The following is a 13,972-nucleotide window of genomic DNA, read 5'->3' on the forward strand; positions in this document are numbered from 1 at the left end:
TTTCTCAGGGTTTGTCATGTCATTCAGCACAAATGAAAATGTTTTAATCAATTTTTCGAATAATGCTTGTTTTTTTATCAAAAAACTGATTTTGATCAAAAGGCATAGATATGCTTGTAAAACGCTTTATATCGATCGTTTGCTTTTTATAACTGGGGACGAAATTGCGATGAAACAGTGTTTAACAAATAACATAACATGCTTGTAACTTAAATGTCATATCCGTAAAGTTGCAAAAATCAAATTGTAAAATAAAAATAATTCTACTATAATGACATCACGTCTTCTTGTTTTTTTAATCTATAACAAAAAAATAAATAAATATATTTGTTTCTGTTCCATCGCTGAAAAAAACGTTTGGTACAGAAGGTGGAAGGAGCAATTATTATTGGATACCTATGATTTATTAAAAACAGCCATGAACGTTTCTGCCCAACGCGCAGAATTGATTTCGTCTAATATCGCCAATGTCAATACGGATGGGTACAAAGCAAAACGCATCGTGTTTGAAAGCGAATTAAAGCAGGCACTCACTTCATCAGGGACGGACGCTGCAACCGAAGCGTCAGTTTCTCAAGTAAAACCGAAAATCACTGAAAATGCAACTACCAGCATCAAAGACAACGGCAATAACGTGGATCTTGAAGTGGAGATGTTGGATCAAGCAGCCAATGGGTTATATTACAGTGCATTGACCGCACAAGTCAACGGTCGCTTGCAAATGATGAACCTTGTATTGAGTAATTGATAGAAAGCGCAGGAAAAACAAATGGGTATGTTTAATGGACTAACGATCAACGCCAGCGGTCTAGCATTGGAACGGTTAAAACTAGATACGATCTCCAGCAATATCGCAAATGTAAATACGAATCAAACACAAACAACCGCTGCTTATCAAAAAAAGAGTATTCTTTTTTCAGAAAATTTAAAAAATAGTCGCGAAGGAACACCGGCTACATATGGTGTCAAAGTGACGGGGATCGCTGCCGATGAGACGGAAAAACTGACCTATGATCCTACCAATCCCGCTGCCAACGATGAGGGATATGTCGGTCAATCAAATGTGGATATTGCCGATGAAATGGTGGCAATGTTGCAAGCGGTTCGAACGTACGAAGCCAATGTTTCTGCTTCAGAAATGAATAAAACGATCTTGAAAAAAGCATTAGAAATATCAAAGGGGTAACGAGAAAATGGATGGACTTTTAACGACAGGATTAACGGACTACCAAAACGTTTTGCGGACACTAGGCACGGGGGCTGCTTCAAACGAGACCAGTGCTGCAGGCGCCGAGGAAAATCAGTTTTCTTCTTACTTGACCAATGCGGTCGATCAGTTGAATCAAAAAACGGCGGTCATGGATCAAGATACTGTAAATTTGATCACCGGCGATGAAAGCGATCTAGGGAATGTGATGATTCGCATGACGGAGGCGCAACTGGCGCTACAAACAGCCGTTCAAGTACGAAACAAGTGTTTAGAAGCTTACAATGACGTGAAAAATATGCAGTTTTAGCAGTGGGTGAGGGAATAAGGATAAATGATGGATAAAGTGAAAGAATGGACAGAACAACTCAAAGACCGTTGGCAAATGCAAAGCTCTTTAAAGAAAATGATCGTTGTTCTTTCCGTTATCAGCGTTCTCGGAATCACAGCAGCTGTTTATTATTTAAATACGCGAATTGAATACGGTATCTTGTTTACGGATCTAAGCGATGCCGATGCGGGAACGATCAGCAAGGATTTGGAGGAACAGCAGATCGCCTACAAATTAGCCGACAATGGGACGACTATTTTGATCGATAAAGACCAAGTCGATGAATACCGCATCAATCTTGCCGTGGACAATAAATTACCAAATACCAGTACGGGCTTTGAATTATTTGATGATGCCAACATGATGACAACCGACGAAGACCGCAAGATCATGTATCAGCGGGCAGTAACGGGCGAACTGCAACGAGCGATCGAGTCGATCGATGCGGTCAAATCCGCCAAAGTTTTACTCGTAATGCCAGAAGAAAGTGTCTTTTCTTCTGAGGAAAGTGCGCCAACTGCTTCTATCGTGTTGACCTTGAAAAATCAGCAGATTGCAGACGAGTCCGTGCAAGGGATCGTTACCTTGACTTCAGGGGCAGTGGAAAAGCTGAAGCCAGAAAATGTAAAAGTCGTTGATAGCGCGGGCAATACCTTGACGAGAACCGAAGATGAAGCCAGTCAATTAAGTGGCCTGAACATTAAATACATTGCCATCAAAGATTCCTATGAAAAAACACTAGAAGAAAAAGTAGCGAAGCTGCTGACACCGATCTATGGCGCAGACAAATTCCAAGTGTCGATCAATTTAGACTTGAATTTTGACTCGATCGAGCGGAAGAAAGTTACTTATGATGACCCAGAGATCAAGAGTGAGACAGTGCAGGCTGCTGGTTCGCAAGGGACCGTCCAAGAAGCCCAAACAGGGACGGTGGATGACAATGTCTCCAATGTGACGGGCACGGATGGAGAGGGAAACAATTCCTACAGCCGTTCGGTGGAAAACGAATTGGATACCGAGACCACCACGACCATTACGGCCCCTGGCATGATCGAACGAATGACCAGCTCGATCGTGATCAATGCGAACCTTTCGCAAGCGGATCAAGCAGAATTGCAGCAGTTGATTGCTAGTGCCGTCGGCTATGACAATGACCGTGGTGATCAAATCGCGATCCAAGGATTTGACTTTGCCCAAGCAGAGGTTGATCCAGCCGTTGATCCGCAAGGGAATGAACCGATTGCAGCTGCCAAAGGTTATCTCAAGTATGCCATCATCGGCGGCATCGTGTTGACCTTGTTCTTAGTGATTTTAATGATCGTTGGCGTGATCCGACGTCGTCGTAAAGAAGACGAGCTGGAAGTCGATGTGACGGAGGAAATGGTCACTTTTGCACAACCGTCAGCAGTTAGCACTGGAGCAAGTCCGTCAGTTGCACAAGAAGTCGTTTTTGGCGGTGTCGGCAATCGGTCTGCTGAAACGAAACCAGCGGTGCCAGAAGCATCCACACAAGAAGCCGCAGCAGAACATTCAGGAGAACCAACATTGGATCAAACGGCTAGAAATTATGCCGAAAGCAATCCTGAAGTAGCGGCGGAATTGATCAAAGCTTGGATGAAAGAAAAATAAGGGGGCAGCCATGGATACAATAGACGGGGTAAAAAAAGCAGCGATTCTTCTGATCTCTCTAGGATCAGATACCTCTGCAAAGATCATGAAGCTGCTGCCAGAATCATTTATACAAAAGGTGAGCTATGAGATCGCCAATATCGACTTTGTCAGTCCCGAAGAGCGGGATCAAGTGTTGGAGGAATTTTCTCATACCGCAACGGCCCGCAAATATGTCTTAGACGGCGGGATCGATTATGCCAAAAATTTGCTGAACCAAGCATTAGGCCCTCAAAAAGCCAAAGAAGTCATTGACGTATTGACTCAGATTCAGCTGCGGGAACGGCCCTTTAATATCGCTCGCAAAGCCGATGTTCAACAGTTGACCAATCTGTTGATCGGTGAACATCCGCAAACGGTAGCGTTGATTTTGTGCTACATGCAGCCGGACAAAGCGGCCAGCGTCTTGTCGCAGTTTCCCGATCATTTGCAAGTGGAGATCGCTGAACGGATCGGGACGATCTCCAGTACGTCGCCTTTGGTGATCGAACGGATCGAAAAAGTGATCGAGAACAAATTCTCGAATTACATTGAGAACGATACGGAAAATGTCGGTGGTGTGCATACTCTGGTTGAGATCTTGAACTCAGTCAGCCGCAGCACCGAAAAGAACATTTTGAACGACTTAGAAAAGCGGCAACCAGAACTCTCCAACGAAGTGAAATCCAGCTTGTTTACTTTCGAGGATATCGTGACCCTCGATCGCTTGGATGTTCAAAAAGTCTTACGAGATGTTCAAAACGATGTGTTAGTCTTAGCGCTTAAAGGCACGACCGATGACATCAAGAACTTTATTTTCTCCAACCTCTCATCACGGGCGGTGGAAAATCTGCAAGAAGAAATTCAATTTATGGGTCCTACCCGCTTGTCTGCTGTAGAAGAAGCCCAACAAAGTGTGGTGGCTGTGATTCGACGGCTAGATGAAACCGGTGAGATCTACATCGGAAGGGGCGACCAAGATGCAGTGGTCAAATAGCAGTTTATTGAAGCAGCAGGCGGTCAAAACGACCGAAGCTGCGCGCAGTATTTTGACGGATACGACCATCAAAGCGCCGATTGAGAAACCAAGCTTAGACCCAGAACTGCAAGCGGCTAGACGTGCACGCCAGTTGGAGCAGGAACGGCATCTGCAGCAAATGGAAGCCTTGAAGCAGCAGATTTTGACCGATGCACAAGAACAAGCAACGCAAATTCTAGCAGAAGCGAGAACGGAAGGCTTTCAAGCAGGACAAGCAGACGGCTTTCAACAAGGCTATCAAGAAGGACTCAATGCCAGCAAAGAAGCCGCGCAAGCATTGATGGCACAAGCCCAAGCCAATGTCGCTGAAGCCGTTTCTGAGATCAATACCTTTCGCTCAGAGAAAAAGCAAGAAATGATCGCTTATGGCACGACAATCGCTGAAGCCTTGATCAATCAACGTTTTACAGATGAGCAAGCAGGCTTCTTGCCTTTTGTGGAGTCTGTGCTATGGCAATTTGAACAACCCGATCAATTTGTGACTGTTCGCAGCCAAGAGCAGCATCTTGCAGGATTGCGAGAATTGTTGGAAACCAAAAAGCAGACGATCAGCGGGTTTCGCTATTTACTCATGGCAGATGACAGCTTGGCGGAACACGATTTTTGTATCGAATCTGAAAATGCCTTGGTGGTTTTTGAACTGAGGAAAGAAATCGCTCGCTTTTTGAGCCAATTTCTAGAAAGCAGTGTGAAGGAATGACGTTTGAATTACCGATCACAGCGCTGCGCAAAACGGCGCAAGCACAGCCGTTTTTTACCACCTACGGCAAAGTCAGCGAAGTCGTAGGTCTACTGATCAAAGTCGAAGGGCTGGCGGTTTTCATAGGGGAAATCTGTGAAGTCGCATTGCAAAACAAGACACATACAGCCTTAGCTGAAGTCGTAGGCTTTGTGAAAAAAACCGTGCTCCTGATGCCCCTTGATCAGCTAGAAGGCATCGGACCGGGCTGTTTGGTGCGGCCAACTGGCAAATCATTGACGGTAAAAATCGATGATACGCTGCTAGGGCACACCTTAGATGGACTAGGGCGACCGTTAGATATGGCGCTGGAGCTGGAAAGTGCGCCAGAATATCCAGTTAGTCAAGATTCTCCTGACCCCTTTCGCCGTCAAAAAATCGCTGAGATCATGCCGACAGGTGTCCGGGCGATCGATGGTCTTTTGACCGTCGGCCTTGGCCAACGGATCGGCATTTTTGCCGGCAGCGGGGTCGGTAAGAGTACTTTATTGGGGATGTTGGCTCGTTATTGCGAAGCCGATGTCATCGTGATCGGCTTGATCGGCGAGCGGGGACGAGAAGTCAAAGAATTTATTGAAAATGATCTAGGCCCAGAAGGTTACCGCAAGTCGGTCGTTGTCTGTGCTACCTCCGATATGCCGCCCCTCGTACGATTAAAAGGGGCTCATGTGGCAACAGCGATCGCTGAGTATTACCGCGATCAAGGGAAGAAAGTCGTATTGATGATGGATTCGGTGACCCGTTTTGCGATGGCGCAGCGGGAGATCGGTCTATCGACAGGCGAGCCGCCGACGACCAAAGGTTATACCCCTTCTGTGTTTACAGCTTTACCGAAGTTGTTAGAACGCAGTGGGATGTCGGACAAAGGCTCGATCACGGCCTTTTATACTGTCTTGGTAGAAGGGGATGACATGAATGAACCGATCGCTGATGCGGTGCGGGGAATTCTTGATGGACATATTCTGTTGTCCCGAAAAATCGCCGCTCAAAATCATTATCCTGCCATCGATATTCAAAACAGCCTCAGCCGCTTGATGAAGACCCTTGTTTCTGAGGAACAGCATAAACATGCGGGGGAACTAAAAGAAAACATGGCCGTTTATGCAGAGGCCAAGGATTTGATCGATATCGGTGCCTACAAAAGCGGCAGCAATGCGTTGACCGACCAAGCGATCGCGCTGCATCACCCCATCCTGCGGTTTTTACAGCAAAAAGTGGATGAGCGGATCCCATTTGAACAAGCGATTTTTGAACTGGCGCATTTGTTCAGTGAAGAAGCGCTGATCGAGCGCCAGCGTTCGACCATGTAAAACAGATCATAAAGGAGCAGCTATGCAAGCATTTCACTTTTCCTTAGAAAAAGTATTGGATCACCGAAAAACCATTGAGCAAGAAGCCAAACGCGCTTACGCCCAAAAACAACAATTGTTGATTCAGCAAGAACAGCACCTGAATACGCTGACACAGGAAAAAGCCCAACTTTTTGATGTCAATGAGATGACCATTGGGCGGATGCAAGTGCAGCAACGCTATTTGCTTGCGTTGAATGCCACTATCGATGAGGTTCAGAACAAAATGTTTCACGTGAAGCAAGAATTGGCAGAGTCTTTATCGGTGGTGGTAGAAGCGCAGCAGGAACGCAAGATCGTGGAAAAGCTGCGAGAAAAACAATTTGCTGAATACACCTATGAACAGCAATTGGAAGAGCAAAAACAATTGGATGAGTTCGGCAATCGCGCCATATTTTCTTAAAGCACTAATGGTTTTAGTGATGAGACGACCTTGGTTTCAAAGCATCAGCTGAGAGGAGGTGAACAATGAAAGAGATCACAACAAGTGCCGCAACCGCTGTACCTGTCGGTAGCAAATCAAAAAAGACGGAGGCGTCACCAGAAGTCTTCAGTCTGCTGATGCAACAGCTGACGGAACAGAGCGCAAGCAACCTGTCAGCATCCTTCGAACCATCAGGTATGTCGGAGCAAACCGCCACCGCACCAGAAAAGGGGATTGCCAGCAGTATGGAACATCTGCCACAGGAGCCAGAAATCACTCCAGCAGTCGAACAACCTGCAACGACACAAGCGCCAGAAATGAGCCAGATCAGCCAGGCACCTTTTGCAGGCTTGGTTCAAGAAGCGCCACAGGCATCAATGGCAACGACGGAGCAGAACCAAACGAGCGCCACAGCAGCTTCTCTCGACAGTGTTTCAGCAGCTTTTCCAGCACCAATAGACGTAGCCACCACAGTCATCAACCCCTCCGAGCCTGCGCTTGAAGGTCTAGCTTTGATGACAAATGACAGAAGTGAAGCCGCTGCACCAACGCTTGAAACGCCTTTGCCAGAAGACTTAGTAGGCGAAGAGCAGTCCACGGCAAAAGGGATCGCGACTTTCAAGGAAATCGATTCAGTAACAAAAGCCGCGATTGCGCAGACGACAGCAGCACAGCTGAAACAGTCCACCGAAGGGACCGCGCAATTGGGCCAAACGGGACCATTGGATCAAGTGTCGCCAGTGACCAACCAAGCGACGGATACGACTAGCACCTTGCAACGCACGAATGAAATAGTTGCCAAAAAAGCGGAAGCTGTTTCTGCACAAGCCATTGCTTCTTCAGCAGTAACTGACAATGAAATGGCGGCATCAGCACCGCAGCTGCTTGATGTTTCTCCCTTTTTGACCAAGCAAGGACCGGCGCCAACAAAAGCGAGTATGGAACAAGCGGTCCTACCCTTAGCAAAAGCGACTGCCCAACTCGTCCAAACGAGCAGCACGGCAAGCGAGAAAAAAATCACGCTGCAATTCGTTCCCGAAAAATTAGGCACGATCCAGCTTTCCCTAGAAACGAATGCCCAAGGCAGCCGCTTAGAACTGACCGTTCAGCAGCCGCAAGCCAAAGAATTATTGCTGTCCATCAAGCATGAGCTAGAGCAAGTTTTGCAAAAGCAAGAGCAGCCGATCCTAGCGATCAAAGAACCTACATTAGCTTCTGTCCAGCAGGCTAGTCCGCTGTCAAATCAATCCTTTGCCGGCAGTATGATGGCAAGTGACAGTCAGTTAAGCCAACAGCGTTTTTTACAGGCTCAAAAAGGACAAAGCAAAAAGCCATTTCATCAAAGCAATACGGCTGAAGAAGAGCCGCAATTAGCACCGATCGATCATGCGATCAGTATTTTAGTGTAAAGGAGGAGACCTATGGCAGATGAAATTACAGCAGCTGCGGCCGGTATTGCCAATACATCGGCATTAACGCAAACAAAAAAATCTTCAGATATCTCCATGGATGATTTTTTGAAGATCTTAGCCGCATCTATGAGCAACCCATCGATGGGAGGCAGCGATTCTTCTGGTGGTGGTAGCACCGACTATATCTCGCAACTGGTTCAATTTACGACCTTAGAGAGCTTGAATGAATTGAGCGAAACGTTGACGACCTCGGTGATTTTACAGCAACAGCAGCAAGCCTTTAGCTTGATCAATAAACAAGTCACTCTGATGGACGGCACAGAAACATTGTCAGGAACCATCGAAAAGGTCCGCTTTGCCAATGGCTACGCCACGATCGTCGTAAATGGCAAAGAATACAGTATGAGTGCGATCCAAGAGATTGGCGGCGAAGCAAAATGAGTTTGACGATTCAACAGGGGCTGCAAAAAGTTGCCGGGGAGCCTTATCAACATCCCCGCAAAGCCGTGGACAAACAAGCCTTCTCTTCAATGCTTGAACAAAAACAAAGCGACATCAAAGTCTCCCATCATGCGCAAAAGCGTTTGACCGCAAGAGAATTGACCTTACAAGACGATGATTACCAATCCCTTTCAACGGCGCTTAGTGAGCTCGCGGAAAAAGGCAGCAAAGAATCACTGCTCGTGTACAAAGATATGGGCTTGATCGCCGATGTCCATTCACGAACCATCATTACGGCGATGGGGATGAATGAGCTTCACACCGTCACCAATATTGACAGCGCCACATTTATCAAATAGCAGCTGGACTGAAAAGGGGCTGCAAGTATTTTCTGAATGACAGAGGAAAATACGCCAACCATAAGGAGGAAAACAAGCATGTTACGATCATTATATTCAGGTGTCAGTGGAATGAAAAATCTTCAAACGAAAATGGACGTGGTTTCCAATAATATCGCCAACGTCAATACGGTTGGATTCAAATCAAGTCGAGTCCTTTTCCAAGACATGATGAGCCAAACGATGTCTAACGCAACTGCGCCAGGCAACGGCTTAGGCGGGATCAACGCAACGCAGATCGGTTTAGGGGTTCAGACGGGCTCCATCGATACTATCAATACAGTCGGTGCCCCGCAATCGACAGGTCGCAGCATGGATTTTTATATCAGCGGACAGGGCTACTTTATGGTACAAGGACCAGGAGCAAATGGCGAAACCTATTACACACGAGATGGCGCATTCGTGCGCGACAGCAACGGAACCTTGACCAATAGTGATGGGATGCAAGTCTTAGGTCGTTCAGTCAATGGCGGTCAACCAGTTGTCTATGATGACAACTTTGATGAAAACACGGCATTGAGCGGACAAGGTGCGGTATCTCCCTTGTCGATCCCAAGCACACTGACCGTCAATGGGGAAACCTTGACCTATAACTCCATGGCGATCGATGCCAATGGCTTAGTGTTGGCAAAATACGGCAATCAAACCTTTGTGATGGGAAAAGTCGGTGTCGCAACCTTCAATAACCCAGAAGGCTTAGAAAAAGTCGGCGGCAACAACTATATCCAAACCAGCAACTCAGGGAATCCGATCGTTGCAGGACCTGGCAACAATGGCGCAGGAACGCTGCAAGCAGGTGCCTTGGAAATGTCCAATGTCGATCTTTCGACAGAATTTACCGAAATGATCATTGCGAGCCGTGCCTATCAAGCAAATTCAAGAAGTATTACGACTTCTGATGAAATGCTGCAAGAATTATTGAATCTAAAACGTTAAGAACGTGACGCTTCATCATTGAGAGGAGTTTGACCATGATTCTAGTGACAGCATTGAATGGCAAGCCATTCTATTTAAATCCAACATTGATTTATCGGATCGAAGAAATGCCGGATACATTGATCACACTGACAGATGGCAAAACATTAGTGGTGACGGAAGCTGCGCAAGAAGTTGCGCAGCGGGTGATCGAGTATCATACGGTGATCCATTCGAACCAAGTGAAAACGTAAGGGTGGGAAAGATGGCAAAAGAAGAAAAAGCACCAAAAGCAGAAAAAGAGAAAAAAGGCTTGAGTATGGTTGTTTTACTGCCGATCCTCTTGATCGTGGTAGTCGGCGGCAGTATCGGCGGGACCTTAGTGACGAATCACTTTTTGACGGGGGAAAAAACAGCAGCTGCTGAAACAGCAAAAGACAGCAGCAAAATCTCCTCAGACGAAGCGATCGTGGCATTGGATGAATTTTTAGTCAATCTGGCCAAAGAAGACAACCAAGAGCAGCAATACATGAAGGTCAATTTATCGATTTTAGTGGCGGATGAGGAAAAAAGCGCGGAAGCCACGAAAAATGTGGCCGTCATTCGTGACAGCGTCGTGAATTTATTGCGCCAACAAAAGGCCAGCGGTATTTTGAGCTCCGCCGAAAGTGTACCGAATTTAAAAAAAGCATTGAAAGAAACAATTAATCAGGAATACGGATCAGAAATCGCCAAGGATGTTTATGTGACGGATTTAGTGATCCAATAGAAAGAGGCATGTTGATGGAAACATTTTTATCGCTGGTCAAAATGATTGGGTTTTTGCTGCTTATTCTTTATTTGATCAACATCAGTTTGAAATACTTGAATCGTTACACGAACCAGCACAATCACCAGCTGCGTATTTTGCAAAAAATCGCCGTCAGCAAGTCGTCTTCGATCGGGATCGTCCAAATCATGGACAAATGTTATGTCATGAGCTTTTCTGAACAGCAAAACCAAATCATCAAAGAGTTGACGCCAGAAGAAACGGCCGCTTTTTTACAGCAAAGCCTAGAAAGCACCCAAGTGCAAGCTGGCAAAGACTTTTCTGAATGGCTCAACAAAGCCAAGGCGGAAATTGCTGGAAAACGAGGCAAGCAAAAATGAAGATCAAAGGCAGAGATATCAAGATCATGGCTGCGGTCCTTTTCAGCAGTCTGATGCTTCCGCAGACGGCATTTGCGCTAGACACGGAAGACGTCAGTTCCACCATCAACAATTTATTGTCGAATGGGAATGGCTCAAGTGATACGATCAATACCTTCTTGTTGCTGACGCTGCTTTCCCTTTTACCAGTCTTGCTGATCATGATGACTTCTTTTACTCGTATCATCATGGTCTTGTCCTTTGTGCGCAGTTCGTTAGGTACACAGCAAAACCCGCCCAATCAAGTGTTGATCGGGTTGGCCTTATTCTTGACATTTTTTATTATGAAACCTGTGTATACCGACGTCTACCAGCAAGCGATCGAACCGTTTGATCGCCAAGAGATCAGCCAAGCCGAAGCCTTTGACCGTTCAGAAAAACGGATCAAGGCCTTTATGATGGTACAGACACGGGAAAAAGACATTGCCTTGTTTGCGGAAGCTGATGGGGAGACCGAAAAGTATCATTCTTCTGACGATGTTCCTCTGACCGTTATGGTACCGGCGTTTATTATCAGTGAGTTACGAACGGCTTTCAGTATCGGCTTTTTGATTTTTATCCCCTTTTTGATCATTGATCTGGTCGTCTCCAGTATCTTGATGTCGATGGGGATGATGATGCTGTCGCCGATCATGATCTCACTGCCCTTCAAGATCTTACTATTTGTTTTAGTGGATGGCTGGTATCTGATCGTGGAGTCGCTGATCAAGAGCTTTCAATAGCCGCTAAGAAAGGAGCCAAGAGGAAATGACAGTAGAAATGGTACTTGATGTGCTAAGGGAAGCCTTTCTTCGAATTTTAGCGATATCTGGTCCTGCCTTATTGGTCGGCATGCTCGTCGGATTGGTGATCAGTATTTTTCAAGCCACTACCCAAATCCAAGAACAAACGTTGAGCTTTGTGCCGAAACTATTAGCGATTTTTTTGACCTTGATCTTGGCGGGGAATTTTATGCTGAATCTCTTGTTGAATTTTACCAAAATGATCTTCAAGATGATTGCGGCAATGTAAGGAGGAAACCTGATGGCGCCGATTCAAGCGACGGTGTTGATTTTTTGTCGAATATTGGCGTTTGTTGTCCTTTGTCCGATCTTCTCACAGCAAAATTTTCCGTCACTGGCAAAAATCGTGATCGGCATGGCGTTGACGGTCCTATGTCTGCCGACGGCACCTGCGATTCCCGAGCTTTCCCTCTTTATGCTGACGGTTTTCGTCATCAAGGAAGTACTGTTTGGGATGGCGATGGGCTATTTGAGTCAGCTGGTCTTTACTGGTGTGGAAATTGCGGGGCAACTGATCGACTTTCAAGTAGGCTTTTCGATGGCGCAAGCCTATGATCCGACGTTGCAAATCGCCTCTTCCCAGTATGGCAAAACGTACTATTGGCTGACGATCGCTGTGTTTTTTGGTCTTGATCTGCATCATCGACTGATCACAGCACTGCTGTTGTCTTTTCGGATCGTGCCCTTAGGCTCTGTGGTGATCCAAGGCACGACGGTTGAAGGCATCGTCAAACTTTTCAGCCAAATGATGGTGATGGCAGTCAATCTTGCGGCACCAATGATCATTGCGCTGCTGTTGGTGGACCTGGTGCTAGGTGTGATCTCTCGTTCGATCCCCCAGATCAATATTTTGATGATGAGTCTCTCGATGAAAACTGCCATCAGTTTTGTGGTGTTTCTCTTGCTATTACCCAATGTCCTTTCGTACTTAGGCAAACACTTGCCAGATACGGTCCGCTACTTGCAGGAGTTTATCGAGTCCTTTCAATAAAGTAACAGGTAGCCAGCAGGAGGTGAGAAGATGGCAGAAAAAGATGGAAAAACCGAACTACCTAGTGCCAAGCGGCTGCGGGATGCCCGCAAACGCGGGGAGGTCCCTAAGACCCAGGAATTAGCAGCAGCTGTTTCGCTATTGGTCTTCTCGTTTTTGATCCTGTCTTTATGGCAGTTTTTCGCCGCTTCTTTTTTGCCTTATTTTTCCCAAAGTTTGGCGCAGCTGGCTGATTATCAAACCAGCTTGGCGGATCTGCCGAAACTGGGGGTGCAGAGTATCTTGCTGCTGCTTTTGTTGTGTGCGCCCGTCTTTTTGGTCGCGCTTGGAGTCGGGCTTATCACGAATTATGCCCAAGTCGGTCTGTTGTTTTCTGGCAAGGCCGTCAAACCAGATTTTAAAAAGCTCAACCCTATCAGCGGGATCAAGCAGCAATTCAGTTTGCGCTCGTTGATGAATTTAGGCAAAACATTGGCGAAATTTGGCGTGATCGTCTACTTGTGCTATCAACAATTTTTAGCCGCCGTCCCTGTTTTACTGGGTTTGAGTGAAGTGGGGTTGGAAAAAACGATCCTGTTCATGCTACTGCGTGCCAAAGAATTGTTTTTACAGATTTCGATTTTTTTGATCATTTTGGCCGTAGTCGACTACGGCTACCAACGCTATAGCCATCGTAAGAACTTGATGATGAGCAAGCAGGAAGTCAAAGAAGAGTTCAAGCAAATGGAAGGTGATCCGCAAGTCAAAGCACAGCGCAAAGCGAAATACCGTGCGATGACCCAAAATGCCATCGCCAACGTCAAAGAAGCGACGGTTTTGATCACCAATCCGACCCATTTCGCCATTGCGATTCGTTACGATGCCAGCAGTGAAGGGGTGCCGCGGGTCTTGGCCAAAGGGGCAGATCAGCTGGCGCAGCGGATGAAAGCAGAAGCCCTGAAAGAAAATATCCCACAGATCGAAAACCGTGAAGTGGCACGGGCCCTTTATCGTCAAGTAGAACCCGGGGATCTGATCCCTGTTGAAATGTATGAAGCCATTGCCGAAATCATCGCTTTGGTCTATCAGTTAGAAGAAAGCCAACGCGGCAAGATTTAAGGAAACAGGAG

General features: G+C 46.4%; 19 protein-coding genes. All 19 read left to right on the top strand.

Annotated elements, in window-relative coordinates:
- Nucleotides 1–388 precede the first annotated feature (388 nt).
- The 19 genes from flgB (at nt 389) to IGJ44_RS00590 (ending at nt 13,961) form a co-directional block, all read left to right on the top strand.
- Nucleotides 389–748: a flagellar basal body rod protein FlgB gene (gene flgB / locus IGJ44_RS00500; protein WP_074535599.1), complete on the top strand. Its 360-nt coding sequence runs from the start codon at nt 389–391 to the stop codon at nt 746–748.
- 21 nt (nt 749–769) lie between these two features.
- Entirely contained in the window at nt 770–1,186 is a 417-nt protein-coding gene (gene flgC / locus IGJ44_RS00505; protein WP_003129038.1) for a flagellar basal body rod protein FlgC, read from the top strand.
- A gap of 7 nt (nt 1,187–1,193) precedes the next feature.
- Nucleotides 1,194–1,517 carry a flagellar hook-basal body complex protein FliE gene (fliE, locus tag IGJ44_RS00510; protein ID WP_074535600.1) on the top strand — a complete coding sequence of 108 codons (324 nt, stop codon included), beginning with the start codon at nt 1,194–1,196 and terminating at the stop codon, nt 1,515–1,517.
- Nucleotides 1,518–1,544: 27 nt separating this feature from the next.
- Entirely contained in the window at nt 1,545–3,167 is a 1,623-nt protein-coding gene (gene fliF / locus IGJ44_RS00515) for a flagellar basal-body MS-ring/collar protein FliF (RefSeq protein WP_175445281.1), read from the top strand.
- A 10-nt stretch (nt 3,168–3,177) separates the two neighbouring features.
- Nucleotides 3,178–4,182, top strand: a complete 1,005-nt coding sequence (gene fliG / locus IGJ44_RS00520; RefSeq protein WP_005226586.1) for a flagellar motor switch protein FliG — start codon at nt 3,178–3,180, stop codon at nt 4,180–4,182.
- On the top strand, nt 4,166–4,924 hold the full coding sequence (locus IGJ44_RS00525; RefSeq protein WP_074535602.1) for a hypothetical protein: 759 nt from the start codon (nt 4,166–4,168) through the stop codon (nt 4,922–4,924). Before fliG ends, IGJ44_RS00525 begins: the two co-directional genes overlap by 17 nt.
- Nucleotides 4,921–6,273, top strand: coding sequence for a flagellar protein export ATPase FliI (fliI, locus tag IGJ44_RS00530; RefSeq protein WP_074535603.1), 1,353 nt, complete (start codon nt 4,921–4,923; stop codon nt 6,271–6,273). The genes IGJ44_RS00525 and fliI overlap by 4 nt, the downstream gene beginning before the upstream one ends.
- Before the next feature lie 22 nt (nt 6,274–6,295).
- Nucleotides 6,296–6,715 (top strand): flagellar export protein FliJ, encoded by a 420-nt coding sequence (fliJ, locus tag IGJ44_RS00535; RefSeq protein WP_074535604.1) that lies wholly within the window; start codon nt 6,296–6,298, stop codon nt 6,713–6,715.
- 65 nt (nt 6,716–6,780) lie between these two features.
- Nucleotides 6,781–8,145 (top strand): flagellar hook-length control protein FliK, encoded by a 1,365-nt coding sequence (locus IGJ44_RS00540; protein WP_074535605.1) that lies wholly within the window; start codon nt 6,781–6,783, stop codon nt 8,143–8,145.
- A 12-nt stretch (nt 8,146–8,157) separates the two neighbouring features.
- Nucleotides 8,158–8,589, top strand: coding sequence for a flagellar hook capping FlgD N-terminal domain-containing protein (locus IGJ44_RS00545; protein WP_003129052.1), 432 nt, complete (start codon nt 8,158–8,160; stop codon nt 8,587–8,589).
- Nucleotides 8,586–8,948 (top strand): flagellar protein, encoded by a 363-nt coding sequence (locus IGJ44_RS00550; RefSeq protein ID WP_074535606.1) that lies wholly within the window; start codon nt 8,586–8,588, stop codon nt 8,946–8,948. The genes IGJ44_RS00545 and IGJ44_RS00550 overlap by 4 nt, the downstream gene beginning before the upstream one ends.
- Before the next feature lie 78 nt (nt 8,949–9,026).
- On the top strand, nt 9,027–9,923 hold the full coding sequence (locus tag IGJ44_RS00555; protein ID WP_074535607.1) for a flagellar hook-basal body complex protein: 897 nt from the start codon (nt 9,027–9,029) through the stop codon (nt 9,921–9,923).
- A 35-nt stretch (nt 9,924–9,958) separates the two neighbouring features.
- On the top strand, nt 9,959–10,156 hold the full coding sequence (locus tag IGJ44_RS00560; RefSeq protein ID WP_005226609.1) for a flagellar FlbD family protein: 198 nt from the start codon (nt 9,959–9,961) through the stop codon (nt 10,154–10,156).
- 11 nt (nt 10,157–10,167) lie between these two features.
- On the top strand, nt 10,168–10,671 hold the full coding sequence (locus IGJ44_RS00565) for a flagellar basal body-associated FliL family protein (protein ID WP_005472968.1): 504 nt from the start codon (nt 10,168–10,170) through the stop codon (nt 10,669–10,671).
- 14 nt (nt 10,672–10,685) lie between these two features.
- The gene (locus IGJ44_RS00570; RefSeq protein WP_005231716.1) at nt 10,686–11,051 is read left to right on the top strand and encodes a flagellar biosynthetic protein FliO; all 366 of its coding nucleotides are present in this window, start codon (nt 10,686–10,688) and stop codon (nt 11,049–11,051) included.
- Nucleotides 11,048–11,812 carry a flagellar type III secretion system pore protein FliP gene (gene fliP, locus IGJ44_RS00575; RefSeq protein WP_005232783.1) on the top strand — a complete coding sequence of 255 codons (765 nt, stop codon included), beginning with the start codon at nt 11,048–11,050 and terminating at the stop codon, nt 11,810–11,812. Before IGJ44_RS00570 ends, fliP begins: the two co-directional genes overlap by 4 nt.
- Nucleotides 11,813–11,837: 25 nt before the next feature.
- Entirely contained in the window at nt 11,838–12,101 is a 264-nt protein-coding gene (gene fliQ, locus IGJ44_RS00580) for a flagellar biosynthesis protein FliQ (protein WP_005226613.1), read from the top strand.
- 12 nt (nt 12,102–12,113) lie between these two features.
- Nucleotides 12,114–12,863 carry a flagellar biosynthetic protein FliR gene (gene fliR, locus IGJ44_RS00585; protein ID WP_005232781.1) on the top strand — a complete coding sequence of 250 codons (750 nt, stop codon included), beginning with the start codon at nt 12,114–12,116 and terminating at the stop codon, nt 12,861–12,863.
- 30 nt (nt 12,864–12,893) lie between these two features.
- Nucleotides 12,894–13,961: an EscU/YscU/HrcU family type III secretion system export apparatus switch protein gene (locus tag IGJ44_RS00590; RefSeq protein ID WP_074535608.1), complete on the top strand. Its 1,068-nt coding sequence runs from the start codon at nt 12,894–12,896 to the stop codon at nt 13,959–13,961.
- Nucleotides 13,962–13,972: the final 11 nt, after the last annotated feature.

The sequence above is a fragment of the Enterococcus sp. DIV1368d genome, from assembly GCF_050542975.1.
Taxonomy (GTDB): Bacteria; Bacillota; Bacilli; order Lactobacillales; family Enterococcaceae; genus Enterococcus_D; species Enterococcus_D casseliflavus.

Excerpts from the sequence above, each read along its gene's own strand:
- fliJ (WP_074535604.1), top strand. The coding sequence starts at position 6,296 with ATGCAAGCATTTCACTTTTCCTTAGAAAAAGTATTGGATCACCGAAAA.
- IGJ44_RS00525 (WP_074535602.1), top strand. The coding sequence starts at position 4,166 with ATGCAGTGGTCAAATAGCAGTTTATTGAAGCAGCAGGCGGTCAAAACG.
- IGJ44_RS00540 (WP_074535605.1), top strand. The coding sequence starts at position 6,781 with ATGAAAGAGATCACAACAAGTGCCGCAACCGCTGTACCTGTCGGTAGC.
- IGJ44_RS00570 (WP_005231716.1), top strand. The coding sequence starts at position 10,686 with ATGGAAACATTTTTATCGCTGGTCAAAATGATTGGGTTTTTGCTGCTT.
- IGJ44_RS00545 (WP_003129052.1), top strand. The coding sequence starts at position 8,158 with ATGGCAGATGAAATTACAGCAGCTGCGGCCGGTATTGCCAATACATCG.
- fliF (WP_175445281.1), top strand. The coding sequence starts at position 1,545 with ATGGATAAAGTGAAAGAATGGACAGAACAACTCAAAGACCGTTGGCAA.
- flgC (WP_003129038.1), top strand. The coding sequence starts at position 770 with ATGGGTATGTTTAATGGACTAACGATCAACGCCAGCGGTCTAGCATTG.
- IGJ44_RS00560 (WP_005226609.1), top strand. The coding sequence starts at position 9,959 with ATGATTCTAGTGACAGCATTGAATGGCAAGCCATTCTATTTAAATCCA.
- fliP (WP_005232783.1), top strand. The coding sequence starts at position 11,048 with ATGAAGATCAAAGGCAGAGATATCAAGATCATGGCTGCGGTCCTTTTC.
- IGJ44_RS00550 (WP_074535606.1), top strand. The coding sequence starts at position 8,586 with ATGAGTTTGACGATTCAACAGGGGCTGCAAAAAGTTGCCGGGGAGCCT.
- IGJ44_RS00555 (WP_074535607.1), top strand. The coding sequence starts at position 9,027 with ATGTTACGATCATTATATTCAGGTGTCAGTGGAATGAAAAATCTTCAA.
- fliE (WP_074535600.1), top strand. The coding sequence starts at position 1,194 with ATGGATGGACTTTTAACGACAGGATTAACGGACTACCAAAACGTTTTG.
- IGJ44_RS00565 (WP_005472968.1), top strand. The coding sequence starts at position 10,168 with ATGGCAAAAGAAGAAAAAGCACCAAAAGCAGAAAAAGAGAAAAAAGGC.
- fliI (WP_074535603.1), top strand. The coding sequence starts at position 4,921 with ATGACGTTTGAATTACCGATCACAGCGCTGCGCAAAACGGCGCAAGCA.
- fliG (WP_005226586.1), top strand. The coding sequence starts at position 3,178 with ATGGATACAATAGACGGGGTAAAAAAAGCAGCGATTCTTCTGATCTCT.
- IGJ44_RS00590 (WP_074535608.1), top strand. The coding sequence starts at position 12,894 with ATGGCAGAAAAAGATGGAAAAACCGAACTACCTAGTGCCAAGCGGCTG.
- fliQ (WP_005226613.1), top strand. The coding sequence starts at position 11,838 with ATGACAGTAGAAATGGTACTTGATGTGCTAAGGGAAGCCTTTCTTCGA.
- fliR (WP_005232781.1), top strand. The coding sequence starts at position 12,114 with ATGGCGCCGATTCAAGCGACGGTGTTGATTTTTTGTCGAATATTGGCG.